The organism is Aquitalea pelogenes (assembly GCF_001515305.1).
Lineage (GTDB): Bacteria > Pseudomonadota > Gammaproteobacteria > Burkholderiales > Chromobacteriaceae > Aquitalea > Aquitalea pelogenes.
In genome coordinates this window covers 17,576-43,729 of the sequence record NZ_LNQV01000007.1, presented here as the reverse complement: position 1 = coordinate 43,729, position 26,154 = coordinate 17,576, and the positions used below count along the sequence as shown (strand labels likewise).

Annotated in this window: 21 protein-coding genes and 1 pseudogene; 4 read left to right on the top strand and 18 right to left on the bottom strand. The window is 62.0% G+C overall.

What is annotated here, in order from left to right:
• Positions 1-25: 25 nt before the first annotated feature.
• Both AWT75_RS04415 and AWT75_RS04410 read right to left on the bottom strand, forming a co-directional pair.
• On the bottom strand, positions 26-583 hold the full coding sequence (locus AWT75_RS04415; RefSeq protein ID WP_062787688.1) for an antibiotic biosynthesis monooxygenase: 558 nt from the start codon (positions 581-583) through the stop codon (positions 26-28).
• Between the two features lie 111 nt (positions 584-694).
• Positions 695-2,959, bottom strand: coding sequence for a heavy metal translocating P-type ATPase (locus tag AWT75_RS04410; RefSeq protein WP_062787685.1), 2,265 nt, complete (start codon positions 2,957-2,959; stop codon positions 695-697).
• Positions 2,960-3,036: 77 nt separating this feature from the next.
• Here AWT75_RS04410 and cadR point away from each other — a divergent pair, with 77 nt between their 5' ends.
• Positions 3,037-3,465 carry a Cd(II)/Pb(II)-responsive transcriptional regulator gene (cadR, locus tag AWT75_RS04405; RefSeq protein WP_062787683.1) on the top strand — a complete coding sequence of 143 codons (429 nt, stop codon included), beginning with the start codon at positions 3,037-3,039 and terminating at the stop codon, positions 3,463-3,465.
• Between the two features lie 32 nt (positions 3,466-3,497).
• Here cadR and AWT75_RS04400 read toward each other — a convergent pair whose 3' ends face one another.
• Positions 3,498-5,117: a methyl-accepting chemotaxis protein gene (locus AWT75_RS04400; protein WP_062787681.1), complete on the bottom strand. Its 1,620-nt coding sequence runs from the start codon at positions 5,115-5,117 to the stop codon at positions 3,498-3,500.
• A 135-nt stretch (positions 5,118-5,252) separates the two neighbouring features.
• Entirely contained in the window at positions 5,253-5,561 is a 309-nt protein-coding gene (locus AWT75_RS04395) for a LexA family protein (RefSeq protein WP_052693649.1), read from the bottom strand.
• 209 nt (positions 5,562-5,770) lie between these two features.
• Here AWT75_RS04395 and AWT75_RS04390 point away from each other — a divergent pair, with 209 nt between their 5' ends.
• Both AWT75_RS04390 and AWT75_RS04385 read left to right on the top strand, forming a co-directional pair.
• Positions 5,771-6,046, top strand: a complete 276-nt coding sequence (locus AWT75_RS04390; RefSeq protein WP_045844798.1) for an HU family DNA-binding protein — start codon at positions 5,771-5,773, stop codon at positions 6,044-6,046.
• Between the two features lie 376 nt (positions 6,047-6,422).
• Entirely contained in the window at positions 6,423-8,294 is a 1,872-nt protein-coding gene (locus tag AWT75_RS04385) for a methyl-accepting chemotaxis protein (protein WP_062787679.1), read from the top strand.
• An 80-nt stretch (positions 8,295-8,374) separates the two neighbouring features.
• Here AWT75_RS04385 and AWT75_RS04380 read toward each other — a convergent pair whose 3' ends face one another.
• The 5 genes from AWT75_RS04380 to AWT75_RS04365 form a co-directional block, all read right to left on the bottom strand.
• Positions 8,375-9,421: a response regulator gene (locus AWT75_RS04380; RefSeq protein WP_062787676.1), complete on the bottom strand. Its 1,047-nt coding sequence runs from the start codon at positions 9,419-9,421 to the stop codon at positions 8,375-8,377.
• Positions 9,422-9,451: 30 nt separating this feature from the next.
• Positions 9,452-11,041 (bottom strand): response regulator, encoded by a 1,590-nt coding sequence (locus tag AWT75_RS23670; protein WP_062787674.1) that lies wholly within the window; start codon positions 11,039-11,041, stop codon positions 9,452-9,454.
• The gene (locus tag AWT75_RS04370) at positions 11,038-13,359 is read right to left on the bottom strand and encodes a histidine kinase dimerization/phospho-acceptor domain-containing protein (RefSeq protein ID WP_062787671.1); all 2,322 of its coding nucleotides are present in this window, start codon (positions 13,357-13,359) and stop codon (positions 11,038-11,040) included. The genes AWT75_RS23670 and AWT75_RS04370 overlap by 4 nt, the downstream gene beginning before the upstream one ends.
• Before the next feature lie 199 nt (positions 13,360-13,558).
• Positions 13,559-13,771: a hypothetical protein gene (locus AWT75_RS22615; protein ID WP_239689459.1), complete on the bottom strand. Its 213-nt coding sequence runs from the start codon at positions 13,769-13,771 to the stop codon at positions 13,559-13,561.
• Positions 13,723-14,799, bottom strand: a complete 1,077-nt coding sequence (locus tag AWT75_RS04365) for a DEAD/DEAH box helicase (RefSeq protein WP_239689458.1) — start codon at positions 14,797-14,799, stop codon at positions 13,723-13,725. The genes AWT75_RS22615 and AWT75_RS04365 overlap by 49 nt, the downstream gene beginning before the upstream one ends.
• Positions 14,800-14,973: 174 nt before the next feature.
• Between AWT75_RS04365 and hflX the strand changes: the two genes are divergently transcribed.
• Complete coding sequence (hflX, locus tag AWT75_RS04360; RefSeq protein ID WP_062787669.1) at positions 14,974-16,356, top strand: GTPase HflX; 1,383 nt, start codon at positions 14,974-14,976, stop codon at positions 16,354-16,356.
• Positions 16,357-16,422: 66 nt separating this feature from the next.
• Here the strand turns inward: hflX and AWT75_RS04355 are convergent, their stop codons facing one another.
• The 9 genes and pseudogenes from AWT75_RS04355 to AWT75_RS04315 all read right to left on the bottom strand — a co-directional run bounded on the left by AWT75_RS04355 (position 16,423) and on the right by AWT75_RS04315 (position 26,129).
• On the bottom strand, positions 16,423-17,229 hold the full coding sequence (locus AWT75_RS04355; protein ID WP_062787666.1) for a TOBE domain-containing protein: 807 nt from the start codon (positions 17,227-17,229) through the stop codon (positions 16,423-16,425).
• Positions 17,226-17,786, bottom strand: a complete 561-nt coding sequence (locus tag AWT75_RS04350) for a nitrogen fixation protein NifQ (protein ID WP_062787664.1) — start codon at positions 17,784-17,786, stop codon at positions 17,226-17,228. Before AWT75_RS04350 ends, AWT75_RS04355 begins: the two co-directional genes overlap by 4 nt.
• A gap of 102 nt (positions 17,787-17,888) precedes the next feature.
• Positions 17,889-18,485 (bottom strand): ATP-binding cassette domain-containing protein, encoded by a 597-nt coding sequence (locus tag AWT75_RS04345; protein WP_239689457.1) that lies wholly within the window; start codon positions 18,483-18,485, stop codon positions 17,889-17,891.
• Position 18,486: 1 nt separating this feature from the next.
• On the bottom strand, positions 18,487-19,173 hold the full coding sequence (gene modB, locus AWT75_RS04340) for a molybdate ABC transporter permease subunit (protein ID WP_204376873.1): 687 nt from the start codon (positions 19,171-19,173) through the stop codon (positions 18,487-18,489).
• A gap of 2 nt (positions 19,174-19,175) precedes the next feature.
• The gene (gene modA / locus AWT75_RS04335) at positions 19,176-19,925 is read right to left on the bottom strand and encodes a molybdate ABC transporter substrate-binding protein (protein WP_062787661.1); all 750 of its coding nucleotides are present in this window, start codon (positions 19,923-19,925) and stop codon (positions 19,176-19,178) included.
• Between the two features lie 179 nt (positions 19,926-20,104).
• Positions 20,105-21,052 carry a carbohydrate kinase family protein gene (locus tag AWT75_RS04330; RefSeq protein ID WP_062787789.1) on the bottom strand — a complete coding sequence of 316 codons (948 nt, stop codon included), beginning with the start codon at positions 21,050-21,052 and terminating at the stop codon, positions 20,105-20,107.
• 15 nt (positions 21,053-21,067) lie between these two features.
• A complete protein-coding gene (gene tal, locus AWT75_RS22610; protein ID WP_062787659.1) occupies positions 21,068-22,039 on the bottom strand; it encodes a transaldolase in 972 nt (323 codons plus the stop codon).
• A 238-nt stretch (positions 22,040-22,277) separates the two neighbouring features.
• Positions 22,278-24,923 (bottom strand): annotated as a pseudogene (gene dalD, locus AWT75_RS22060) (D-arabinitol 4-dehydrogenase); the annotation flags it as partial.
• A 96-nt stretch (positions 24,924-25,019) separates the two neighbouring features.
• Positions 25,020-26,129 carry an ABC transporter ATP-binding protein gene (locus AWT75_RS04315; RefSeq protein WP_062787657.1) on the bottom strand — a complete coding sequence of 370 codons (1,110 nt, stop codon included), beginning with the start codon at positions 26,127-26,129 and terminating at the stop codon, positions 25,020-25,022.
• Positions 26,130-26,154: the final 25 nt, after the last annotated feature.

Sequence of the window (26,154 nt, the reverse complement as noted above, 5' to 3'; positions counted from 1 at the left end):
GTCAGGAGGTATGGCTGTTGCTGATTCAGGGCTTGGCAGACAGTCCGGTCGGACGACTGCCATCGCTTTGCAGCCATTTGTGCAGCAGGCGGCTGCTGAGCGGAATGAACAGGAACACCATGACAGGCGTCAGCATCAGGGTGCTGCACAGCACCCGCAGCACCACTGGCAGGCTGGCCAGTTTGTCGCCCAAGAGCAGGGTGAAACAGAGCGAAACCGGAAAGAACACCAGCCAGATCATCACCGCCTGTTTCCAGCGTGGCGGTGGTTTCAGGCCAAACCATTGCTCCAGGCCTTCGGCACAATGCACGCTGCTGTGCTGGATCAGCTCTTCCCCTGCAGCCAGCCATGCCTGACGTGCCGGGCTGGCTGCCCAGGCATCCAGACTGGCCTGATCGCTGAAACGAAACAGGATTTGCCAGTGGTCGTCACCCGGCGGCGGTTGCAGCAGGCCGGAGCCCAGATAGCCGGGCGCGGCTGTGGCGAGGCTCTCGCCCTGGCGGATCCAGGCGTGAAAATCGGCGTGGCGTGCCGGCTTGATGCGGCGGGTGATCAACAAGGTAAGCGGTGTGCTCGGTGTCATGATGTGGCTCCTGCGGGCAAGTCCTGCCACCCGGGGTGTGGGTGGTCGGCACGCCTCCGGGGTGTTGGAGGCGTTTCGCTCATGCAGCAAGCAAGCAGCGTGCCTGAACCCCTACTTGCGCAGCAGTCGCAAGCCGTTGCCCACCACCAGCAGGCTGGCACCGACATCGGCGAATACCGCCATCCACATGCTGCCCATGCCCAGCAGGGTCAGCAGCAGGAAAACCGCCTTGATGCCCAGCGCCAGCACGATGTTTTGCACCAGAATGGTGTGCGTGGCGCGGGACAGGCGCACAAATGCGGGCAGGCGGGCGGGGTCGTCATCCATCAGTGCCACATCGGCGGTTTCGATGGCGGTATCCGACCCCATCGCACCCATGCCAAAGCCGATGTCGGCGCGTGCCAGTGCCGGTGCGTCATTGATGCCATCTCCCACCATGCCCACCAGTCCGTCCCGGCCCAGATGGGCAATGATGTCGGCCTTGTCCTGTGGCAACAGCCCGCCATGGGCTTGGTCAATGCCGACAGCAGCGGCAATGGCGCTGGCGGTTTGCTGGTTGTCCCCACTGAGCATGACGGTACGGATACCCAGCTTGTGCAACTGGGCGATGGCGTCCCGGCTGGCGGGGCGGATGGTGTCTGCCACGGCAAACAGGGCCAGCACCCGCTCTTCATCCATCAACATCACCACGCTATTGCCATCTTGCTCACGGGCAGCCACCCAAGCCTCAACTTCGGGTGTATTCCGGCCAAGCTGACCGGCCAGCGCCAGGTTGCCCAGCCACAGCTGACGTTCGGCTATCACCCCGTGAATGCCACGGCCGGTGATTGCCGCAAACTGGCTGACTTCCTGCAGGGCGATGTCGTCTTGCTCAGCCGCGCGCAGCAAGGCGCGGGACACCGGATGGTCGGAGCGGCTGGCAAGGCTGGCTGCCAGGCTGCGGCAGTTGCTGGCGTGTTCAGTATCCAGTGCCTGCCAGGCTGTCTGTTCCGGCTTGCCATGGGTAATGGTGCCGGTCTTGTCCAGTGCCAGCGTACGCAGCTTGCGGCCTTGTTCCAGCCAGACACCGCCCTTGATCAGTATTCCCTGACGGGCTGCAGCGGCCAGGCCGCTCACCACGGTAACCGGGGTGGAGATGACCAGCGCGCACGGGCAGGCAATCACCAGCAGCACCAGCGCTTTGTAGATCCATGCCAGCCAGTCGCCACCGGTGAATAGTGGCGGCAGGATGGCCAGCAAGGTGGCCAGCGCAAAGACGGTCGGGGTGTAGATGCGGGCAAAGCGGTCGACAAAGCGCTGGGTGGGGGCCTTGGCATCCTGTGCCTGCTCCACTGCATGGCGGATGCGCGCCAGCATGGTATCGCTGGCGGCGGCGGTAACACGGTAGTCGAAAGCGCCGTTTTCGTTCAGCGTACCGGCGTAGACGCTATCGCCAGCCTGTTTTTCCAGTGGCATGCTTTCGCCGGTCATGGCGGACTGGTTGACCGTGGAATGACCGCTGATGATGACGCCATCCAGTGCAATGCGCTCGCCCGGTGCCACACGCACTACTGCGTCCAGCGGGATGTCGTCCACCGGCATGTTTTGCCAGCTGCCATCGCCAGCTTGCACAGTGGCGCTGGGCGGCGTGAGTTGCAGCAGGCTGTCAATGGCATGGCGAGCCCGCTCCAGCGACCTGGCCTCGATGCGCTCGGCCAGGGTGAACAGCACCATCACCATGGCGGCTTCCGGCCATTGCTGCAGCAGCAGCGCGCCGGTAACGGCAATGCTCATCAGGGCATTGATGTTGAGGGTGAGGTGACGCAGTGCTATCCAGCCCTTGCGGTAGGTGCTGATGCCGCAAATGGCAATGGCAGCCAGAGCCAACAGGGCTGCCAGCCAGCCAGGGGCTTTCAGCCAGTCACACAGCTCGGCGGCCAGTGCCAGCAAACCGGCCGAGGCCAGCGGCCACCAGGGGGCAGGGGCGGCAGCGGAATCGGCCGGGGGCAGAGTGCCTGCCTCGGCTGCGGTTTCCGGGTTGAAGCCCAGCTCACGCAAGGCGCTCAGAATGGCAGGCAGTGCTGCCTTCTGGTGCGTGACTGTGAGCACGCGCTGCATCAGGCGGAATTCCAGCGCGACAACTTCGCTCATGGCGTCCAGCTGTTTGCGGATCAGCGCTTCTTCGGTGGGGCAATCCATTTGCAGGATGCGGATGGGCGTAACCGTCAGCTCGCCTTCACTGCGCGCTCCGGCCAGCGTTTCCAGCGGCGCGCTGGTGCTGCCGCAGCAGTGGTCGTGGGGGTGATCAGCATGCTTGTGTCCATCCTGTCCGTGGCCATGATGGCTGTGGGCTGCTTTGTCGTGCGGGGCGGGTACACGCTTGTATCTGGCTTGCATGCTGGTCTCCTGTGTTGCATTGGCATACAGTTAACACCCTGTAGCAACTTCAAGGTCAACAGCTAAAGGAGAGTGCAATGAAAATTGGTGAATTGGCCAGACTGGCGGACTGTACCAGCGAAACCGTGCGCTTTTATGAAAAGACCGGGCTGTTGCCACCGCCACAACGCGAGGCTAACAACTATCGCAGCTATGGCGAGCGCCATCTGGAACGGCTGCGCTTTATCCGTAACTGCCGGGCGCTGGACATGACGCATGAGGAAATCCACCAGTTGCTGTCACTGATGGCAGACCCGCAGTCCGATTGCGGCGGGGTGAACCAGGTGCTGGATGCGCATATCAGTCATGTGGATGCGCGCATTGCCGAACTGGTGCAGCTGAAAGCGCAGCTGGATGAACTGCGCCAGCGCTGCCAGCAGACACAGGCGCTGGACGCCTGCGGCATCTTGCAGGGTCTGGCCGAAATGGAAACCGCCGCCCGTCCGGAGCGCCATACCCATCTGTAGACGGGTATGGCTGCAGGGCAAAGCAGGTGGCGTTACACCTGATACTGCGCCACGGTGTTGAGAATGGTTCTGGCCTGCTTGTGCAGTTCACGTGCGGCATCGGCCGAGCTGCTGGCGGCAGACGAGTTTTCCTCTGCCATCTGGGCAATCTGTTCCACCCGCTGGGCAATGGTGGTGCTGGTGCTGGTTTGTTCGGAAATGCTGTGGGAAATGTCATGCACCAGTTCCCTGGCCTGCTGGGTATTGTCCTGGATGCGTTCGATGGCGCTGTTTGCACCGCGTGCGGCATCGGCTTCCTGATTGGCGCGTTCCACCACGCGTTCCATGCTGCCAACAGCATCCTGCGTGCCTTGCTGCATCTGGCTGATGACCGTGGAAATTTCCGTGGTGGACTTGGCCGTGCGCTCTGCCAGCTTGCGCACCTCATCGGCTACCACGGCAAAGCCGCGGCCCATTTCCCCGGCCCGCGCCGCTTCGATGGCCGCATTCAGCGCCAGCAAATTGGTCTGTTCGGCAATTTCCTTGATGATGTTCATCACCGTGGCCACCGTCTGGCTGTCCTGACGCAAGCTGGCCACCTGGGCAGCCGCCTGGCGGATGGATTCGGAAACCACCGTGATGCCGCTCACCGTAGCCAGGATTACCTGCCCACCCTGGCTGGCGGTATCGCCTGCGGCACTGGTTTGCTGGTTGGCCTCCAGCGCGCGGTCGGACACATGGTTGATGCTGACCGTCATTTCCTCGATGGCCGCTGCCATGGCGGCTGCAGCTTCGCTTTGCAACTCGGAACTGCGGGCAATCTGCGTGGTGTTGCTGGCCATGCCCTCAATGGCCTGGTCGACGGATTCCACGCTGCGGCGGATGTCCTGGAAACTGTCCTGCAATTGTTGCAGCAGGGCATTGAATGCCATGGCGGTTTCGCCCACTTCATCCTGGCGCATCACTTTCACCCGCAGGCGGAAATCCAGCGCCTCTCGCACATTGAACATCACGTCGCGCATGCCCAGCAGGCTGCTGCGAATGTGCCGGAACAGGCTGCCACCCAGCAGTGCACAGCCCAGCAGGCAGGCAGCAATGACCGCAATCGACATGGTGATGGCCTGCTGATAGGCCTGCCGGTTGTCATCGGCCAGCTTGCCCGCCAACCGGTAGTTGAATTGCATGTGTTCCTGCAGGTTCTTGCTCAAGGCCGCAGTCGCCGCGCGCATATTGCCGCCGGTGATGGCCTGCTCGGCTTCCTGGGTCTTGTGCTGTCGTGACAGCTGCAACAAGGCATCGCGGGCGCTGCGATAGCTGGCCACCAGCTTGCGGTCCTGCTCCAGCAACTGGCGGTCCTCGGCGTTGACGATCAGGTCTTTCTCGTAATGGGCTGCGGCTTCATCAAAGTGTTTGTCCTGGGTATTGATGGCCTGCTGGTCTTTTTCTTTCTGACTGTCGTTTTGCGCAATGACATGGCGGTAGGTGCCGGTGCGCATCTGGGTCAGAGCATCCTGCATTTCATCCAGCGCAATGATGCTGGGGAAGGTATTGGCCGTCAGGTATTCGAAGCGGGCATTAGCCTGTTTTTGCTGATACAGGCCGAAGCCGCCGATACCTATCAATGCCAGCAAGGCAATGCCCAGTGTCAGTGCCAGTCGTTGCGAAATGTTCACGAAGCGCTCCCTGTCCTGAATTGTGTCGGATGACATAGTGTCGTTATAGACAGGAAGGTGAGGGCGACAAGTCACTAAAAATCAGTATCTTGCCGAATGACAGACAAGTGGCACTCCGCAGGCTACGGCCTGTTGCTATGCCGTAAGGTGGCAGTCCGACTGGCTGATGACACCCCAGATGGCAAAGTCCTGGCCGTAATCCGCCTCTATCGGCGGGTAGTCCGGATGAGCGGCCAGCAGGCACAGCCGCTGCCCGTTGCGCTGCAGGCGACGCACCATGAATTCGCCATCCACGGCGGCCAGCACCAGATTGCCTTGTACCGGGCTGCGCTGCGCATCGATGGTAAGGATATGCCCGGCAGCAATACCGGCGCCGCTCAGCGAGTGGTCGGGCATGGTCAGATAGAAAGCCTGGCTCTGATCCGCGTTCATGGTGTCTGTCATGATGAAGCTCCGCACTGTTGATTATGAAATTGTACAAAATCAAAACTGACAGGGCAAGCAGGCAATATCCATGTACAAAAAGTCTGGAGCAGGCAGGGCAGGCACGGCCTCTTGTGGCAGATATGACAAATTTTCCTTGCTGGAGCAGGGTCTGGCTGGTTAACCTTCCTGCTTGAGACTATTCACCTTTTGCGGCGCAGGAGCCTTGCATGACCAAACAACAACTCATTGCCATCCTTTCCGAAAAAACCGGTTGCAGCAAAGTCGATGTCCTGCGCTTCATGGATGCGCTGGAACAGACCATTCGTGATGAGCTGGTCAGCGGTGGTGAGGTCACGCTGGCCAGTACCGGCAAGTTCAAGGTGAAAAATACGGCGGAGCGCAATGGCCGCAATCCGAAAACCGGCGAAACCGTGCTGATCCCGGCAAAGCGCAAGGTGGTGTTCACTCCCATCAAGCTGCTGAAGGAAGCCGTAGCCGGCTGATCGGCCATACCGGGGTGACCGGTAATTGACATGAAAAGGACGCAGCGGCGTCCTTTTTTCATGCCTTTGGTCTATTTTGTGTGTAGTGCTGGATTGTTGCCTGAAACTGATCAATAACTAGAGAGAGCAGTGATAAATCTATTCAGTCAGTGTTTTATTTGATGTTTCGGGGAGGGATATGCATGAAACAGAGCGTTAATTGCTTCATCAATGCCAATATTGTGCATCAGTCTGTTGAAAATGCTGGATGCATTTGAAATTGGTATTGACGTGTCGGATTGAAGCCGGGAACATTGCAGCACGCCGGTGACCACCTCAGGCGGTCGTGTCAGCTAGCAATGTGTGGTTTTAAGTAATTATAAGAACAGGATCCTCCATGCGTACTCTCCGTTCCAGAATGCTTGCATTTGTACTGATGATTCTGGTAGCCATTTCGCTGCTGTTCTGCGGTGTGGCCTACTGGAAAATGAAGGAAGCGATGCTTTCTTCCATCAGTGACCAGATTGTCCAGACGGCCAATAACAAGGTCAGCTTTATTACCGAGTGGGTTTCCACGCGTCAGAATATTGTCGGCTCTGCCTTGCTGCACTTTACCGAAGGGGACATGAAACCCATCCTTGACCAGTCGCAGGTGGCTGGCAAGCTGGATGACATGTATGTCGGTGAACCCAGCAAGAAAATGACGCAATTCACCGGCTCCACGCCAGTGCCTCCGGGCTATGACCCGACAGGCCGACCGTGGTACCTGGCGGCCAGCAATTCGCAGGACGCCATTGCCACTGCGCCTTACATTGACGCTGCTACCAAGAAGCCCATCATCACCTTTGCCAAGGCCCTGCGCAAAGATGGCCAGCTGGTTGCCGTGGCCGGTGGTGATGTCTCCCTGGTGCGCGTAGCGGACGAAGTGGTGTCCTCCAAGCTGCCGGGTGACGGCTTTGCCTTCCTGATTACCGGTGACGGCTCGGTGATTGCCCATCCGGTCAAGGATTCGGGCTTGAAGAAAATCAACGAAGTGATGCCGGGCTTTGATCTGAACAGTGTCAGCAAGGACGGCACACTGCAAACCATCAACCTGAACGGCGAAGCCAGCATGACTGCGCTGTATCCGGTGGGCAAGACCGGCTGGCTGCTGGGCGTGGTGGTGCCGGTGGCGGCGGCTACCGTGTCAGTGACCCACCTGATCGAGCTGATGATCGCCGTGCTGATTGCCGGTGTGGTGGTGGCGGCCTTGCTGGCAACCATCGGTGTGGCCCGCATGATGTCCGGCCTGACCGAACTGCGCGATGCAATGCGTAACGTAGCCAGCGGCGATGGCGACCTGACCCTGCACCTGCCGGTACGCTCGCATGATGAAGTTGGCCAGATTGCCGAGGCCTTCAATGCCTTCGTCCACAAGCTGCATGGCATGTTCGTCTCGGTGCGCAACGATGCCGAAGCGCTGGCGCGCGATACCGCAGCCCTGCATCAGGCCGCCGAGAGCATTGCCTCGGATTCCCGCGTGCAGTCCAATGAACTGTCGGCCACGGCGGCAACGATCGAAGAGATCACCGTCAGCATCAACCACATTGCCGACAATGCCGGGGAAACCGAAGTACTGGTCGCTTCCACCCGTGAAAACTCGGAAGACTCCTACCAGGCGATGGAGCAAGTGGCGCGCGAAGTGCAGTCCATCGTGCAGACGGTGGATGCCCTGCAAAGCGCCATGGGCGACCTGTCTTCGCATTCCGAACAGATTCGCGGCATTGTGGCGGTGATTCGTGACATTGCGGACCAGACCAACCTGCTGGCACTGAATGCGGCCATTGAAGCGGCACGTGCCGGTGAGCAAGGTCGTGGCTTTGCCGTGGTGGCGGACGAAGTACGCAAGCTGGCCGAGCGGACAGCATCGGCCACGGTAGAAATCGCGCAGATGATCAACAGCGTGATGAGCCAGACCGAAGTGGCAATCGGCCATACCAGCAAGACCAACGAGCGTGTTGCCACCGGGGTGGCGATGTCGCGTGAAGCGGCCGAGAAGGTGGGCCGCATCAAGGCCAGCACGCAGGACATTGCCAGCCGCATGTCGGAAATCACCAGCTCCACCAAGGAGCAGAGCACGGCGACCACGGTGATGGCGCAAAGTGCAGAGCGCATCAACACCAAGGCACTGGAAAGTGATGAGAACGTGCAACGCATTCTCACCATCATTCAGGACCTGTCGCGCCGTGGTGGTGATTTGCGCAACCTGGTGTCGCAGTTCAAGCTGTAAGCCCGGACGCAGTAATCCCAAAGCAAAACCCCCGCTAGCCGGGGGTTTTGTTTTTCTGCCTGTACGAAAACCGTCAGCACTCAGTTGTCCTGACCCTCGTCGTCGGCATAGTTGGCGCGAATCCGCAGGATTTCCGGCAAGGCCTTGCGAAAGGCGGCAATCAGTTGCGGGTCGAAGTGCGCGCCGGACTGGCCGTACATATAGTCCAGCGCTTCTTCAAGCGGCAGGGCCTTTTTATAGGGACGGGCCGACAGCAGCGCATCAAATACATCGGCAATGGCCACGATGCGCCCGGCCAGTGGAATGGCCTCGCCACGCAAGCCGAAGGGATAGCCACTGCCATCCCAGCGCTCGTGATGGCTCAGCGCAATGATGCCGGCGGTTTGCAGCAGCCCGTCATCGTGGCTGCCAATGATGTCGGCCCCCATTTGCGGGTGCTGTTTCATCAGCTTCCATTCTTCGGCATCCAGCTTGCCCGGTTTGAGCAGGATGTGATCCGGAATGCCGATCTTGCCGATATCGTGCATGGGCGCGGCCAGTTGCAGGATTTCCTGCGCCTTGCTGCCAAGGCCGGCCACTTCGGCGATCAGCCGGGTGGCATGCGCCATGCGGATGACATGGTTGCCGGTTTCGTTGTCCTTGAACTCGGCGGCACGCCCCAGGCGCTGGATGATTTGCTGGCGCGAGCTGAGCAACTCGTTGGTGCGCTGAACCACCATGCGCTCCAGTTCGCGCGTCTGGTCGTACAAGGCCAGATGGGTGCGCACCCGTGCCTTGACCACCGGCGGGCTGATAGGTTTGGTGATGTAATCCACCGCGCCGATTTCCAGCCCCAGCTTTTCATCCTCCACCGAACACATGGCGGTGACGAAGATGACCGGAATGTGCTGACGGTCCGGATTGGACTTCAGCCGGCGGCACACTTCATGCCCGCTCAGGCCTGGCATCATCACGTCCAGCAGGATCAGGTCCGGCGGGGTGTCGGAATAGGCAATCTTGAGCGCCTTCTCACCATTGGGTGCCACCTTGATGGTGTATTCGTCTTCCAGGATGGCGGCCAGCAATTCGATATTGTCCGGCACATCGTCGGCAATCAGGATGCTTTGACGTTGTCTGAGATCAGCCATGGATAATGGGCTTTCGGTTGGCATGCATGGTCAGCTTGCTTGCAGCCGGGCGCGCAGCTGGGCCAGCTGCTGCAAGGCGGCTTCGTATTCATATTGGCCCGCCTGACGTGACAGCTGTTCGGCGGCGTCGGCGGCTTCGTGATCAGCCAGGTTGCGGAACAATTCCGCCGCGGTCTTGCTGGCGCGGATGTCATCGTCACGCAGTTGTTGTTCCAGCGTATCCAGCAATGCACGGATGCTGTCATGACCGGCACCCACTATAGTCGTGGCCGGTATTTGCTCCTGCTCCAGTTGTGCCAGCAGGGCTTGCAGCTGTTGTTCCAGCCTGCTGATGGCCTGGTCGCGGCTGTCGATATCGCTGTCCAGATGGTATTCCGCGTGACGGCAGGCGGCGGCCAGCGCGTCCGCACCCAGATTGCCGGCCAGGCCCTTGAGGTTGTGCACGATGCGGCGGGCGGCTTCGGTGTCTGCCTGCTGCAAGGCTTGTTGCAGCCGCTGGCAGGCATCGCTTTCCCGCTCGCGGAAGCGATGCAGCAAGCGCTGGTACAAGGTGGTGTCTCCGCCCATGCGCAGCAGGGCGGCATCGCGGTTCAGGACGACATCGCTGCTGCGGCTGCTGCCGGGCAGCGTCAGCTTGCCGGGCAGGCTTTGCGGCATGCCGGGGCGCAAGTGGCGCAGCAGGCAGGCGTAAAACACCTGGATGTCGATGGGCTTGGCGATGTAGTCGTCCATGCCGGCATCCAGGCAGCGCTGTTCTTCGCCTTCCATGACATTGGCGGTCATGGCGACGATCTTGCTCGCGTTGTGACGTGTGCCCAGGCGTAACTGGCGCGTGGCTTCCAGCCCGTCCATCACCGGCATCTGGCAGTCCATCAGTATCAGGGCATAGTCCCTGGCGGCAGCCATCGCCACGGCCTGGGCGCCGTTTTCGGCCAGATCGGCCTGTATGCCGACCTGACGCAACAGTTCCAGCGCCACTTCCTGATTGGTCTGGTTATCTTCCACCAGCAGGACCTGTGCGCCTTGCAGCAACTGACGCAGCTGTGCCAGATCCAGCCGCGGGGCATTGCTGCCGACTTGCAGCGCCGGCTGATGACGGCAGGCGGTGTGAATGGCGTCCAGCAAGGTGGAGAAGGTGGCCGGCTTGTTGAAAATGCCGTCAACCGTGGTGTTGCCCAGCGCCTGGCTCAGGCTGTCGCAATCGTGCGCGGTGGCCAGCAGGCATACCGGGGTGTCCAGTTGTGTATTGGCCTGGATGCGGCGCAGGGTTTCCACCCCGTCCATACCGGGCATTTTCCAGTCGATCAGCACCAGCTGATAGGGCAGTCCGGCATCCTGTGCCTGCTGCAGGGCCTGCAAGGCAGCCGTGCCACTGTCCACCGACCATGATTCCAGTTGCAGTGCTTGCAGCATGTGGACGAATACTTCGCGCGCTGCGGCATTGTCATCCACCACCAGCGCACGCATGCCACGGATGTCCGGCAGCGTGCTCAGTGCCGGCTCTTCGGCATCCGCCTTGCCGAACTGGCAGGTAAAGCTGAAGCAGCTGCCCTGTCCTGGCTGGCTGCTGACGGTGATATCGCCATCCATCAGTTGCACGATGTGCTTGCTGATGCTCAAGCCAAGGCCGGTGCGCCGTAACGGCGGGTGGTGGAACTGTCAGCTTGCGAGAAAGCCTGGAAAATACAGTCCTGCTGGGCCGCGCTCATGCCGATGCCGGTGTCACTGACGGCAAAGTGCAGTGTCAGCTTGTCCTGTTCCTCCCGCTCCAGCCGCACGCTCAGCGTTACCTCGCCGGAATCGGTGAACTTGACGGCATTGCCCACCAGGTTGTTCAGCACCTGACCCAGGCGCAGCGGGTCGCCAATCAGCCGGGCGGGAACCGCGCTGTCAATGTCGAACAGCAGTTCCAGCCCCTTGTCCCGCACCCGCAGCGCCATCAGGTCGGCCACCCGGGCAATGACTTCTTCCAGCGCGAATTCGGTTTGCTCGCAACTGAGTTTGCCGGCTTCGATCTTGGAGAAATCCAGGATGTCGTTGATCAGGCCAAGCAGGCCGTTGGCTGCGGTATTGACCTTCTCCAGATAATTGCGTTGCTGCGGGCTCAGCTGGGTTTGCAGTGCCAGCTGGGTCATGCCGATGACGGCATTCATCGGCGTGCGGATTTCATGGCTCATATTGGCCAGGAATTCGGCTTTGGCACGGGTGGCGGCTTCGGCCTGATGGCGGGCGGCACGGGCTTCCTGCTCGGCAATCTTGATGGCGCTGACATCGACAATCACGCCAATCAGTCCGCCCGGGGTGCTGTCCTCGTGGCGGAAGCCGGTGACCGAATACAGCACGTGATGCAACTGCCCATCGGCAAAGCGCAGCTGTTCTTCACGCGAAATGCGGCTGCAGTTGGCAATGACCGCTTCATCCTCCTGCTGGAAGATCTGGCGGGCGCTGGCCGGCAGGTATTCCAGCTCCAGCACCCGTTTGCCGATGAAGTTGCTTCTGTCTATGCCGAAGGCCTGCTCGTATGCCTGGTTGCAACCGATGAAGCGGGTGTCGGCACCCTTGTAGAAAATGGGATTGGGAATGGTGTCCAGCAGCGCTTCCACCAGGGCTACCTGATGTTGCAGGTCGCTGGTGCGCTCGACCACTTTTTGCTCCAGCTCGGCGCGGGCCTGTTGCAGTTCGGAAGTTTTGACCAGCAATTGCTGACGCATTTGCTCCTGTGCGGCTGCCAGCTGGCGCACTTCCAGCCAGGGGGCTTGCAGGGCATCCTGACTGACCGCCTGTTGCAGCTCCAGCTGGCCGAAACGGACGCTGCCCTGTGCCAGCAATTCCAGTGGCCGGGCAAAGCGCTGTGCCATGCGCAGTGCCACCATGCCGGCACAAATCAGGGCGGCAATGCTGATCAGTACCAGCAGGATCAGGTCGCTGGCGGTGCCGGGCAGAAAGGAGGATTCGGGGGCAATCACCGCAATCCACCAGGTTTGGTCGCCAAGCGTCATCGGCTGAAACAGGCTGAACCATTCCTGCCCGCCTGCGGTGAAGCGGCTGGCTTGCCCGGCCAGCTGGCTGCGCAGCAGCCAGTGCGGATAGGCATGCGACAGGGGGCCGTTGTTCACCGTGGCCAGCGGGTGCAGTTGCTCGCCCGGCTGCAATTGGCCATCGGCATAGGGCAGGGCCAGCAGGCGGCCCTGTTCATCCAGCAAGGCCAGGGTTTTGGCGCCTTCCGAAGGCAAGGTGCCGGCCAGGCGGGACAGGCTGCTCAGGTTGACGTCATGGCCAATCACGAAGCGGCTGCCGTCACTGGCGGTCCAGCGGGTGGAGACAGTCAGGCCGATCTGGTGCGTGGTGTAGAAGGTATAGGGCCTGGTCCAGACAATGGCCCCGTCATCGTTGCTGGCCATGGCATTGCGAAACCAGGGGCGCTGGCGGGCGTCGTAATCCTGCTGCCGTGTCTCGCTGCGGATCAGCCTGCGTTGCCGGTCCCAGAAAAACCAGTAGGTGGTGCGGCCCCAGTGTGCCGGGTCGCTGATGCGATTGGTCCAGCCGCCGTTGGCATCATGCAGCAGCAGGATTTCGCGCCCGGACTGATGTGCCATGTTGACCGAGGCTATCTCGGCGTGGTTTTCAATGATGGGGAAAAAGAAATCGTTGAAGCGCTGCAGTTCGTGACGATTGGCCGCCAGCCATTCGGTCTGGCTGTTCCAGGTGCTGTTGCGGCCCCAGGACTGGCTGGCACGCAAGGTGTCCTGCACGCTGGACAGCAAATGCTGGGTGCGGGACTGCAATTGCTGGGCGGAAATCTGCATTTCCGACTGGGCCAGGCTGTCGACAGTGCGCTGCACGATCAGGTGATAGCAGCCAAAGGCGAATACCAGGATGGACAGCAGGATCAATCCGCACATGCGCAGGACCAGACTGCTGGCGAAAGTCTTTTTCAATCAGCGCTCCAATACCGGCGTACTGTGCTGTGCTGCGATGAGGGGAGAAGTGTTTACCGGCCCGGTTGCGCCTGATTCAGAGGGGCGGAGCTGGCGTTTTCCGTAGCGGCTTCATGATATTAACATGGCGGAAATCGCAAACTCAATTGTCATTGCAGGTTGATTGCAGCCCCCGCCGGGGCTGGCTTCAGGGCTGGTTTCAGGATTGGGCCGCCTGGGCCGCGCGCAGCTTGTCCTTCTTGCTCATGCGCTTGCCCTTGATGCCGCCATTACCGTCGACAAGCGGAGTGCTCGCCGGCGCATCCTGCGGTTCGAAACCGGTAATGCGTTCCCGCTCAAGCTGGAGCTGTTGGCGCTTCTCGATCAGGCGGAAGTGGGCGGCGTTGTCGGCACAGACAAAGCTGATGGCCACGCCGCTGGCACCGGCACGCCGGTACGGCCAATGCGGTGGGTGTAATCCGCAGGTGAGCGCGGCAGGTCGTAGTTGACCACCATCTCCAGCCGGGCAATGTCGATGCCGCGGGCCGCCACATCGGTGGCTACCAGCACTTGCAGCCGCGCAGCCTTGAAGTCGGCCAGTACCTGGCCACGCTGGCCCTGGCTACAGTCGCCGTACAGGGCGGCGGCACGGATACCTGCCTGTTGCAACTTGCCGCTGACGCGCTCGGCGCTGTGGCGGCTGGCAACAAATACCAGCACCCGTTCCGGGCTTTTACTTTGCAGCAGATGACGCAGCAGCATGGTACGGCGCGCTGCATCCACTTCGATGGCCCGCTGGCGGATGGCCGGGCCATTTTCAGCCGTGGCCGGAATGTCGATGGTTTGCGGCTGTCGCAGCAATTGCGTGGCCAGTGTGCGCAACGCTGGCGGGAAAGTGGCGGAAAACAGCAGGTTCTGCCGGTAGGGCGGCAGCAAGTCCAGCAACTGCTTGATTTCGGCGGCAAAACCCAGGTCCAGCAAGCGGTCGGCCTCGTCCAGCACCAGGGTGCTGACCGCAGACAGACTCAGCGCATTGTGTTGCAGCAAATCCAGCAAGCGGCCCGGCGTAGCCACCACGATGTCGGCACCGCCGCGCAGGGCCATCATCTGCGGATTGATGGAAACCCCACCATAGGCCACCACCACCTTGGGATGGCGCGGCAGGCTGTCGCCCAGTTCGCGCAGGGTGGCACCCACCTGGATGGCCAGTTCACGTGTGGGCAGCAGGATCAGCCCGCGCAGCTGGCGGCGCTTGCTTGTGTGGTCGCTCAACCATTGTTGCAGCAGTGGCAGGCAGTAGGCTGCAGTCTTGCCCGAGCCGGTCTGGGCGGTAGCCAGCACATCGCCCCCTTGCAGGATGGCGGGAATGGCAGCGTGCTGGATGGCGCTGGGGGTGGCATAGCCTTGGGCGGTGGCGGCATCGGCCAGCGCAGGCTGCAGGCCCAGAGAGGTGAATGGCATGAGCGGGACAGACGTAAAGAAGAATGAATGATGGAAGCGGCGGTAAAGCCGGCAGCGGCGCAGCAGTATCGGCTGGCTGACTGGCAGGGTCAAGCCTGCTGCGATCTTGGCAGCGGGCGCGGGCATTTACGGGTAGAATCGCGGCTCGCCAGCCAAAGTTAAAGCAATCTGCCCATGCAAGAAACAGAAGTCAAAGAACAGCCCAGATACGCCATCATCGCATCAGTCCAGTTGCCGGAAGTCAGCGATGTCGAGTTTGCCTCCTCGCTGGCCGAGTTGAGCGAACTGGCCAAGACCCTGGGTTTTCAGGTGGTGCATACCTTTGTCCAGAAGCGTAACGGCTTTGACCGTACCGCCTATCTGGGGGTGGGCAAGCTGGAAGAAATCCACATGTATGTCAATCGCGGCTTGCGCGCTGACGAGCTGGCCGATGCGCCGCAATGGCTGGACCCGTCCGCCATTGAAATTGATGTACTGCTGGTGGATCACGAAATCTCCCCGTCCCAGGCGCGCAATCTGGAGCTGGCTGTCGGTTGCGAAGTGATGGACCGCACCATGGTGATTCTGGAGATTTTCCACCGCAATGCCCGCTCACGGGCGGCCAAGGCGCAGGTGGAAATCGCCCGGCTGGGTTATATGGCACCGCGCCTGCGCGAGGCGGCCAAGCTGGCCGGTCCGCAGGGCCGTCAGCGTAGCGGCATGGGTGGCCGTGGTTCGGGTGAATCACATACCGAACTGGACCGCCGCAAGGTGCGCGACCGCATTGCCGAACTGCAACGTGAAATCCTGGCGATGGAGCTGGAACGCAAGACCCAGCGTGCCCGCCGTCTGGAACGGCAGGGCCAGGGCCTGGCCGGGGTGTCGCTGGTGGGCTATACCAATGCCGGCAAATCCACCCTGATGCGGGCACTGACCGGTAGCGAACTGCTGGTGGCCAACAAGCTGTTTGCCACGCTGGATACCACGGTGCGCGCCATCTACCCGGAAAGCGTGCCGCGCGTGCTGGTGAGCGATACCGTGGGCTTCATCAAGAACCTGCCGCACGGCCTGGTGGCATCGTTCAAATCCACGCTGGAAGAGGCGCTGGATGCCGGCCTGCTGCTGCATGTGATCGACGCCAGCGACCCGGGCTTTGAACGCCAGCTGGAAGTAACCGATACCGTACTGCATGAAATCGGTGCCGACGAGGTACCGCGTATCCGCGTGTTCAACAAGATCGACCACGTGGCAGACGAAAGCGGCTGGCGCGCCGAGCTGGAACAGCGTTACCCCGGCTGCGTGGTGATGAGTGCGCGCCGTCCGGAAGATGTGTCCGCCTTGCGCGCCCGCATCGTGGCTTTCTTCCAGCAAGACCTGACCGAGGATGAAATCCTGCTGCCGTGGTCGGCCCAGCAGCTGCGCGGGGAAATCTACAGCCACTGCCAGGTGCTGGAGGAACGGGCGGATGAAGAGGGCAGCTGGTTCCGCGTGCGTGGCGAGCCGGAACAATTGCGCCGTCTGCACGAAAAACTCAACCCCGGTTCTGGCGGGCGGGAAAAGGAATACTGGGAAGTCTGAAACCCGGCATTCTGAACATGCAAAGCCCATGTTGTCGCAACATGGGCTTTTTGTTGTGCTGTCGCGTCAGCCCGGCACGCCCAGAATCACGCTGGAGGCCTTGAAGATGGCGGTGGCGGTGCAGCCGGTCTGCAAGCCCATGTCTTCGGCACTGCCATTGGTGATGATGGCGGCGATGCTGACCCCGGCGGCAATTTCGATCACCACTTCGCTATTGACTGCGCCGGGAATCAGCCTGCTCACCGTGCCGCGCAACTGGTTGCGCGCCGACAGGCGGATGTCGTCATCCCCAGTTCCGACAATCACCGACGACGCCTTGATCAGCGCATAGGCCGTCACCCCCGGTTCCAGCCCCAGGCTGGCGACGCTGTCGTGGGTGACCACGGCCACCAGGCGCAGGCCATCGGTGATTTCCAGTTCCACTTCGTCATTCACCGCACCGTTCCTGACGGCCACCACCTTGCCCAGAAACTGGTTGCGCGCGCTGGTTTTCATGCTCATGCCTCCCAAAAGCAGCAAGTCGTCGGCCATGCCGCTGGCCTGACGCTGCAGATTGCGCAGGAACTGCTGATGTTCCCGCTCGATGATCTGGTAATTGGCCACCAGCTGGCGGCCACGTGCGGTCAGCCGGGTACCGCCACCGCCCTTGCCACCGGACAGCCGCTCCACCAGCGGCTCACCGGCCAGATTGTTCATATGGTCGATGGCATCCCATGCTGCTTTGTAGCTCAGTCTGATATCGCGCGCTGCCTGACTGATGGAGCCGCAGACATCGATTTGCGCCAGCAAGGCCAGATGCTGCGGGCTGCCGAATTTTTCCCCGGCCAGGTTCAGCCACAATGCGCCTTGCAGGGTGATGTCCTGTTGCTTCATGTCAGATTTCCTGTCCCGGATGGGTGGCAAACGGTGCGCTTCTGATTGCGGTGGCATTCCGGCGGCTTGAGGCCTGGTCGACCCAACTGCTCTGCCAGCTCTGCATAGAGGAAATGCTTCCATTTGGCATCGCCCCGATTGCGCACATGCAAGGGGTAGAGATAGCACTGCAACAGCTGGTTCAGCTCGTGTCGGGACGACAGGCCCATGTCCTGCCACAGGTGGCGGCTGCCCAGGCTGGCTACAGCCACTGCATGTGCAAGCCAGCGGCCATGTTGCGGATTTTCCGCCGCCGAGCGGTTGGCCAGCAGCATGAGCAGCAAATCATTATGCAAGGGTGGCCGCTGGGCCAGCAGTTGCTGGTACTGGGCATCGGGCAGGGCTTCCATGGTGCCAAGTTCTGGCGCACAGGCGGACAGCATCTCCAGCAAGTCTGCTTGCGACAGGCCCAGCGTCCAGGCAAACAGTGGCAGCTCTCCATCCTGCGCATTGCGCAGCACACCCAGCACCGCACGGCTGAGCAGACGGAAGGTCTGTTGTTGCCGGGAATCATCCATGGGGCGTCTCCGTCAGGTCCGCAGGTGGCTGACCAAGCCTGCCTTCCTGCAGGTATAGGGTTTGCTGGCCGAAGGCGCGCACGTCTGCCGCATCGTGGGTAATCAGCAGCATGGGGATGGACAGGCGCTGCAACAGCTCGGCCAGCTCGCCGCGTAATTGCTGACGTAGCGCCGGGTCCAGCGCGGAGAACGGTTCGTCCAGCAGCAATGCACGCGGCTGGGCCACCAGGCGCGGGCCAGGGCGGTGCGCTGTCGCTGGCCGCCGGACAGGGTGGCCGGCAGTTGATCGGCCAGCGATTGCAGACCGAAAGCTTCCAGCCAGTAATCAACAGCCTCCAGCTGGCGGCGGCGTCCGGGGTTGAGCCAGCCGCGCTGCAGGCCAAAGCCGATGTTCTGCCGCACGCTCAGGTGTGGAAACAGCGCGTAGTCCTGAAACAGATAGCCCAGCTGCCTTTGCTGTGGACTCAGGCAGATACCCTGTGCGCTGTCGAACAGGCTGCGGCCATCCAGCCGGATATGGCCGGCGTCCGGACGATGCAGGCCGGCAATGGCCTTGAGCAGCAGGCTTTTGCCCGCACCGGACGGGCCGTAAACCACCAGCTGCTGGCAACTGCTTTGCAATGCGATGTTCAGCGAGAAACTGCGCTGACCGCTGTGCAGGGTGTGGCGGATGGAAAGATCAAAGCGGGGTGTTGTCATGTCAGCGCTCCGCCACCCGGCCCGGAGCCAGCTTGCCGGCCAGCAGCAAAACCAGCATACAAACCAGCGATGTCACCAGCACCAGCCGGTTGGCACTGTCGTCCTGACCTGCCTGCACGGCTTCGTAGATAGCCACCGACAGCGTCTGGGTCTTGCCGGGAATGCTGCCTGCCACCATCAGCGTGGCACCGAATTCACCCAGTGCGCGGGCAAAGGCCAGCAGCAAGCCAGCCAATATCCCACGCCAGGCCAAGGGCAGGGTGATGCGAAAGAAAATGCCGATTTCCGAGATGCCCAGCACGCGGCCGGCCTGTTCCAGCTGGCCGTCCACCGCTTCAAATGCTGCTCTTGCCGGTTTGTACACCAGGGGAAAGGCCACCAGCGCGGCGGCAATCACCGCGCCTTGCCAGGTGAAGATCAGGTTGATGCCGAACTGCTCCTGCAGCCAGCCACCCAGCGGGCCGCGCCGGCCCAAGAGGGTGAGCAGGTAATAACCCAGCACGGTGGGCGGCATCACCATGGGCAGGGTCAGCAAGGTGTCCAGCAGATTGCGACCGGGAAAGCGGCCACGTGCCAGCAACAAGCCTACCCCCACGCCCAGCAACAGATTGAGCAGGGTAGCGCAGCCCGCCACCCGCAGCGACAGGCCTAGTGCTGTCCAGGCCGGGTCATTCATCCAGTCAGTCATGGTCAGGGTTTGCTGAATCCGTAGCGGGCCAGAATGGCCTGGGCGGCAGGCGACAACAGATAGCTGACAAAGCGTTGCGCCTCGGCGGCGTTGGCTGCGCTGGTGGTGCGTGCCACCGGGTAGCTGATGGTTTCATCCAGCGGCACGGCAAACGCCACTTTCACCTTGTCCGGCATGATGGCGGCGTCGGTCTGGTAGACAAAACCGGCTTCCACCTCGCCACGGGCTACGTAATCCAGCGACTGGCGTACGTTCTGGGTATTGATGGCCTTGGCCTCCACCGCTGGCCACAGGCGGGCATTTTCCAGCGCCCGCTTGGCATAGCGGCCTACCGGCACGCTGGCCGGAACGCCCAGCGCCACATGCTTGATGGCAGGCTGTTGCAGGTCGGACAGCTGTTGCAGCTTCAGCTTGCTGTCGGCAGGCACAATCAGCACCAACGCATTGCGGGCAAAGTCCTTGCGCTCGGCACTGTTCACCAGTTTCTGTTTGACCGCGCTGTCCATGGTTTCCTGATCGGCCGAGGCAAACACATCCACCGGTGCTCCCTTGGCCATTTGCTGCAACAGCGCGCCGGAAGCGGCAAAGTTGAAGTTGACCTTGCTGCCCGGATTTTTCGCTTCAAAACCCTGGGCAATATCCTTGAAGGCATTGGTCAGGCTGGCGGCGGCAGAAACCGTGATTTCCCCGGCCAGGGTATGTCCTGCCAGCAACATGCTGCACAGGGAAAGGGCAATCCGCCTTGCTTTCATCGGGCACTCCGGTGTGAGGGACGAGTCCGTAATATACCCGGATATATAACGCCAAGAAATAATCCTTCCGGGGAATGGGCAATCGGCCGGCGTTGTTAGCGGTGAATGGTGGGTTTTTGGGGTCTGGCACAAAAAAAGCCCGAGCAGCTGATTGGCTGACCGGGCTTTTTGACAGAAGATCAGGCGGCGGGTAATTCTGCGCGCCGTGGCAAGTCCGGCCCACGGCGCGAGCAGGTGATGGCAGCGGCGCGGATGGCAAATTGCAGCAGGGTATTGATTTGCACTTTATCCAGACTGTCCAGCGCAGCCGGACTGGCCAGACCCTGCTCGGCCAGATGGCATAGCAAGGCAGCCTGGAAGGTGTCGCCCGCGCCCACGCTGTCCACCACGTCCACCGGCAGGGCCGGCAGCGACCATTTGCCGTGGTGCGGGCTGAACACGGTGACGCCATCGCCGCCTCGGGTCAGTATCACCAGACTGCATTGCCCGCCCAGCCAGCGGCGGGCGGCTTCTTCCACCGGCAGGTCCGGGTAGAGCAGTTGCAGGTCTTCGTCGCTGACCTTGATCAGATGGGCATGGTTGGCATGGAAGTCCAGCACGCTGCGCCAGCGGTTCAGGTCCGGCTCCACGTTCAGGCGGATGTTCGGGTCCAGGCTGATCAGCCGCTGCTTGCTTTCGCGCGCCACCAACTGTTGCAGGCTGTCACCGGTGGGGTGGCTCACCAGCGCATACGAACCGACATGAATCCCCTGTACCGCATTGTCCAGCTGCGGCAGGTCGGCAAGGCTAAGGCTGGCTTCCGGTGCCTTGTCACCATAAAAGCTGTATTGCGGCTTGCCAGCGGCATCCAGCCCCACCAGCGCCAGTGTGGTGGGCAGCTGGCGCAGTTGCAGGTGGCGGCAGTCCACGCCTTCCTGTTCCAGCACGGCAAGTAACTGCCGGCCAAGGAAATCCTCTGCTATGCCGCTGAACAGGGCAGCGCGCTGGCCCAGCCGCGCCAGCCCAATGGCGACATTGAAAGGCGAGCCGCCCGGCACCGCCTGATAACGCAGTTGTGGCCAGCAGTCGGCACTGGCGGGCTGATCGACAAAAAAGTCGAACAGCGCTTCTCCACAAACCAGAAACATGAAGTTCTCCTGCACTCAATCGTTTGGCAGTGCTTGCAGCCACTGCGCCAGTTTTTCGGTATCGGCGGCAAACAGACGGATGCCCTCGGCCAGCTTTTCGGTAGCCATTGCGTCTTCATTCAGCGCAAAGCGGAAGCGGCTTTCATTGACGGCATCGTCCAGCAGGCTGGCGGGCAGGGTGTCTTCCCCCAGCTCCATGCCCGCATGCAGTTGCGGCTGCAACTCGCCATCCGCCTGTTGCAGCTGTTGCAGCAAATCCGGGCTGATGGTGAGCAGGTCGCAACCGGCCAGTGCCAGGATCTGCCCGGTGGAGCGGAAGCTCGCTCCCATCACTTCGGTAGCAAAACCATGCTGACGCAGCAGGGCGTAAATGCGCCGTACCGAGCGTACGCCGGGGTCGTTGACGCCGGCATGGGCGGCTTCGTCCCAGATGGCCCCAGCGGCTTTCTTGTACCAGTCGTAAATGCGGCCGACAAAGGGCGAAATCAGGCGCACGCCAGCGCGGGCACAGGCAGCGGCCTGTACCGGGGCAAACAGCAGGGTGAGGTTGCAGTGAATGCCGTCGCGCTCCAGCGCCGCTGCCGCCTGAATGCCTTCCCAGGTGGCGGCTATCTTGATCAGCACGCGGGATGTGTCCACCCCGGCAGCCTGATACAGGGCAATCAGCTGCCGTGCCTTGGCCTCGGTGGCGGCGCGATCGAAAGACAGGCGGGCGTCCACTTCGGTGGAGACCCGGCCCGGCACGCTGTCCAGAATGCGCAGGCCAAAGGCAATCAGCAGCGCGTCGATCTGCTGCTCGACAGGCAGTTGGCGCTTGTCTGCCAGCGTATCCAGTACCAGCTGGCGGTAGGCCGGCTGCTGGGCCGCCTTGAGAATCAGGGAGGGATTGGTGGTGGCGTCCTGCGGTGCGTACTGGCGGATCAGCTGGAAGTCGCCGGTATCGGCCACCACGGTGGTGTATTGCTTGAGTTGTGCCAGCAAGTTCATGCTCAGGCCTCTTGATGCGGAACCGGTCGGTTCCGGTAGATGTCACGGAAAAGTTGCAGACGGCCTTGCAGCGCCTGATGGCGCTGGGCATCCGGCTGATACACGGCCTGCACCGGTGGCCTGGTGCATACGGTGGCGATATCACCGCCCGCAGCCAGCCAGCCCAGCCGGGCGGCGCCAGTGCACCACCGGCTTCACTGCCCACGTGGGTGACAATGTCCAGTTGCAGCGCATCGGCCAGCAGTTGTGCCCAGAACGGGCTGCGCGCGCCACCGCCCACCAGCGACAGCTGGCTGACCTGACTGCCGGCGGCACGCAGCGCATCCAGCCCGTCCACCATGCCGAAGCTGACGCCTTCCAGCACCGCATAGCCCAGCGCGGCGCGGTCGTGCGCCTGGGTCAGGCCCCAGAACACGCCGGGCGCGAAGGGGTCGTTGTGCGGGGTGCGTTCGCCGGACAGATAGGGCAGGAATACCGGCGCACTGGCGCGCGCCTCGTCCGGCATGGCTTCGATTTCCTGCAGCAGGCTGGCTTCATCCACGCTGGTGAGCTTGCAGAACCAGCGCAGACAGCTGGCGGCGGCCAGCATCACGCTCATCTGGTTCCAGCGGCCGGGCAGGGCATGACAGAAGGTATGCAGGGCGGAGGCCGGATTGGGGCGGAAACTATCATCCACCACAAACATCACGCCGGAGGTGCCAAGCGAGAGGAAACCATCCCCCGGCTCCACTGCACCGATGCCGACTGCACTGGCCGCACCGTCACCGGCACCACCGGCCACGATGACGTCATCACCCAGGCCCCAGGCGGCGGCGACTTCCGGCAGCAGGCTGCCCGCAGCTTGCAGGCCCTCCACCAGTTGCGGCATCTGATCACGGCGCATGCCGGAGGCGGCCAGCAATTCATCCGACCAGTCGCGTTCGGCTACATCCAGCCACAAGGTGCCGGAGGCATCCGAGGTGTCGCACACCTTGGCCCCGGTCATGCGCAGGCGCAGGTAGTCCTTGGGTAGCAGTACGGTAGCGGTGGCAGCAAACAGTTCTGGCTCGTGGCGGGCCACCCACAACAGCTTGGGCGCGGTAAAGCCCGGCATGGCCAGGTTCCCTGCCAACTGGTGCAGACGCGGCGCAGCAGCCGTCAGTGCCTGGCATTCGGCCACACTGCGCAAGTCGTTCCACAAAATGGCCGGGCGCAATACCCGGTCGTGCTCATCCAGCAGTACCGCGCCATGCATCTGGCCGGACAGGCCGATGGCGCGCACGCCGGCAAAGGCCGCGCCGGCCTTGTCTCGCAGCTTGGCAATGGCCTTGCCGGTGGCCTGCCACCAGTCTTCCGGCTGCTGCTCGGACCAGCCGGGCCGTGGCCGGGATACGCTCAGGCTTTCCCCGGCGACGGCCAGCAGGCTGCCCGCCTCATCCAGCAGGACAACCTTGACTTCCGAGGTGCCCAGATCAATTCCAAGATACATCGCTCTCTCCAGCGGATTGCCCGAATCAGCCTGCCTGCATGCCATCCAGCCACTGGTCGACTTTTTGCAGCGCCGCACGCAGCGGTGCTTCCAGTTGAGCTGTGCCAGCCAGGCTGCCCCACAGCATGGGGTCGGCGCAGAAGGCGCCACCGGGTCGGCGGCGGTCAGCATCTGGCGGCAGGCAGCGGCGTCCATGATACCGTCCTGATAGGTGTATGGCAGTGTATTGGCTTGCCAGCGTTGCAGGAAGCGGAAGAACAGCGCCGGCAGCATGCAGGTGGCCTCCGGCACCGCGCCGCGCGCCACGCATTGCTGCAAGGTGGGAGCGATGAAACCCGGCACCTTGGAGAAGCCGTCAGCGGCCACGCGCTGGTTGCTGTCGCGGATGTGCGGGTTGCCAAAGCGCTCCAGTACGGTGTCGCGGTAGGCCGCCAGATCCAGCGGGCTGGGGCTCAGGCAGGGGATAACGTCCTGGGTGACGTAATCGAAAGCCATCTGGCGGATGGACGGCACGGCGGTGCTTTCGTCTATGCTGGACAGGCCGATCAAGGTGCCGGCCCAGGCAATGCAGCTGTGACTGGCGTTGAGGATGCGGATTTTGGCTTCCTCATACGGCAGTACCGACTCCACCATTTCCACGCCTACCGCCTCCAGCGCCGGGCGACCGGCAATAAAGTTGTCTTCCACCACCCACTGGATGAAGGACTCGCCCATGATGGCGCAGGGGTCGTGCTTGCCGGTGGCTGCCTGTACCCGCGCGACAACTTCCGGCGTGGGGCGCGGGGTGATGCGGTCCACCATGCAGTTGGGGCTGCTGGTATGGCTGTCCACCCAGTCGAGCAAACCGGTTTCGCCACGCAGTTGCAAAAACTGCTTCAGCCCGCTGTGAAAGCGCTCGCCGTTATGGCGCAGGTTGTCACAGTTGAGCAGGGTGACCGGCGTGCCGCTGTCTGCCATGCGGGTGCGCAGGATGGCGGCAATCGCACCGTAGATGGTGTTGAGGCCGCCTTGCAGGTCGGCTGCGAGGTCGGCATTGGCGGTGTCCAGTTGCAGATGCTGGTCCAGGTAGTAACCACCCTCGGTCACCGTGAAGGAAATCACCCGCGTGTTGCTGTCCGCGCCCGCCGCAATCAGCGCGGCTAACCGGTCATCCCAGGGAATGACGGCCTGAATGGCGTTGATTTCTTCATAGTGGTGCTCACCTGCCGGGGAGATGGTTTCCAGCGTGTACACGCCGTTTTGTGCGGCCAGTTGCTCCAGCAGTGGCGACATGTCGGCGCGGATATTGCCCAGCAAAAGCTTCCAGGCGGGCTGGCCCTGCTTGGCCAGCTGGTCCAGATACCAGGCCTGATGTGCGCGATGGAAGGAACCGGCACCAATGTGCAGCCAGCCGGGCTGTTGTCGGGATGAAGTCATGATCTGTGCTTCCTGTGTTTGGCTTGTTCAGGGCGCAGCCGTCCCCGCGCCCCTGCCGTATGGGCAAGGGCGGTGCAGGCGCTGCAATGCTTGGTATCAGTGCTGGGTGCGCGGGGTGGTGCGTGGCATGGCTTCACCCTTGCTGTCGAACAGATGACAGTGGTGCGGCTTGATGGAGAAACCCACTGCGCTGCCGTTGGCCACTTCCAGCGCGTCCGGGATGCGGCTGATCAATGGCTCTTCGGCGCTGGCGGAGGCGGCGTAGATATAAGAGAAGTCACCCAGCCCTTCCACGGTGCTGACCGTGGCCTTGATCACCGGCTTGTCGCTGTCCAGTTGCAGGTATTCCGGCCGCACGCCAATGCTGACCGCATCGCCCGGCTTGATGCCGCTCGCCGCCACGCACACCTGCTGCAGGCCGCCGTTGTTGATCTGCACGGTGACGGTTTCGGCATCGATGGCGCTGACGGTGCCGTCGATGAAGTTCATCTTGGGCGAACCGATAAAGCCCGCAACAAAACGGTTGGCCGGGTGGTGGTACAGGGTTTTCGGGCTGCCCACCTGTTCGATGCGCCCGGCCGACAGCACCACGATCTTGTCGGCCAGCGTCATGGCTTCCACCTGATCGTGGGTGACATAGATCATGGTGGTTTTCAGGTCCTGATGCAGACGGGAGAACTCCAGCCGCATTTTCACCCGCAGCGCGGCGTCCAGATTGGACAGCGGCTCGTCAAACAGGAAAACCTTGGGCTCGCGGGTGATGGCGCGGCCAATGGCCACACGCTGGCGCTGGCCGCCGGACAGCGCCTTGGGCTTGCGGTCCAGCAGGTGGTCGATATGCAGGATGCTGGCAGCCTTGCGCACGGCGGCGTCTATCTCGCTCTTGGATTTGCCCGCCAGCTTCAGGCCGAAGGCCATATTGTCGTACAGCGACATATGCGGGTAGAGCGCATAGGACTGGAACACCATGGCGATGCCGCGCTTTGCCGGCGGCACGGCATTCATGCGGTCCTCGCCAATCAGCAAATCACCACCGCTGATGTCTTCCAGACCGGCAATCATGCGCAGCAGGGTGGATTTGCCGCAGCCGCTGGGGCCGACAAACACCACGAATTCTCCATCCTGAATGTCCAGATTGATGTCACGCATCACTTCCGGGTTGTCGCCATAACGCTTGCTTACATTACGCAGGTTGACGCTTGCCATGTCTTGTCTCCTCCGGCGGCTTGAG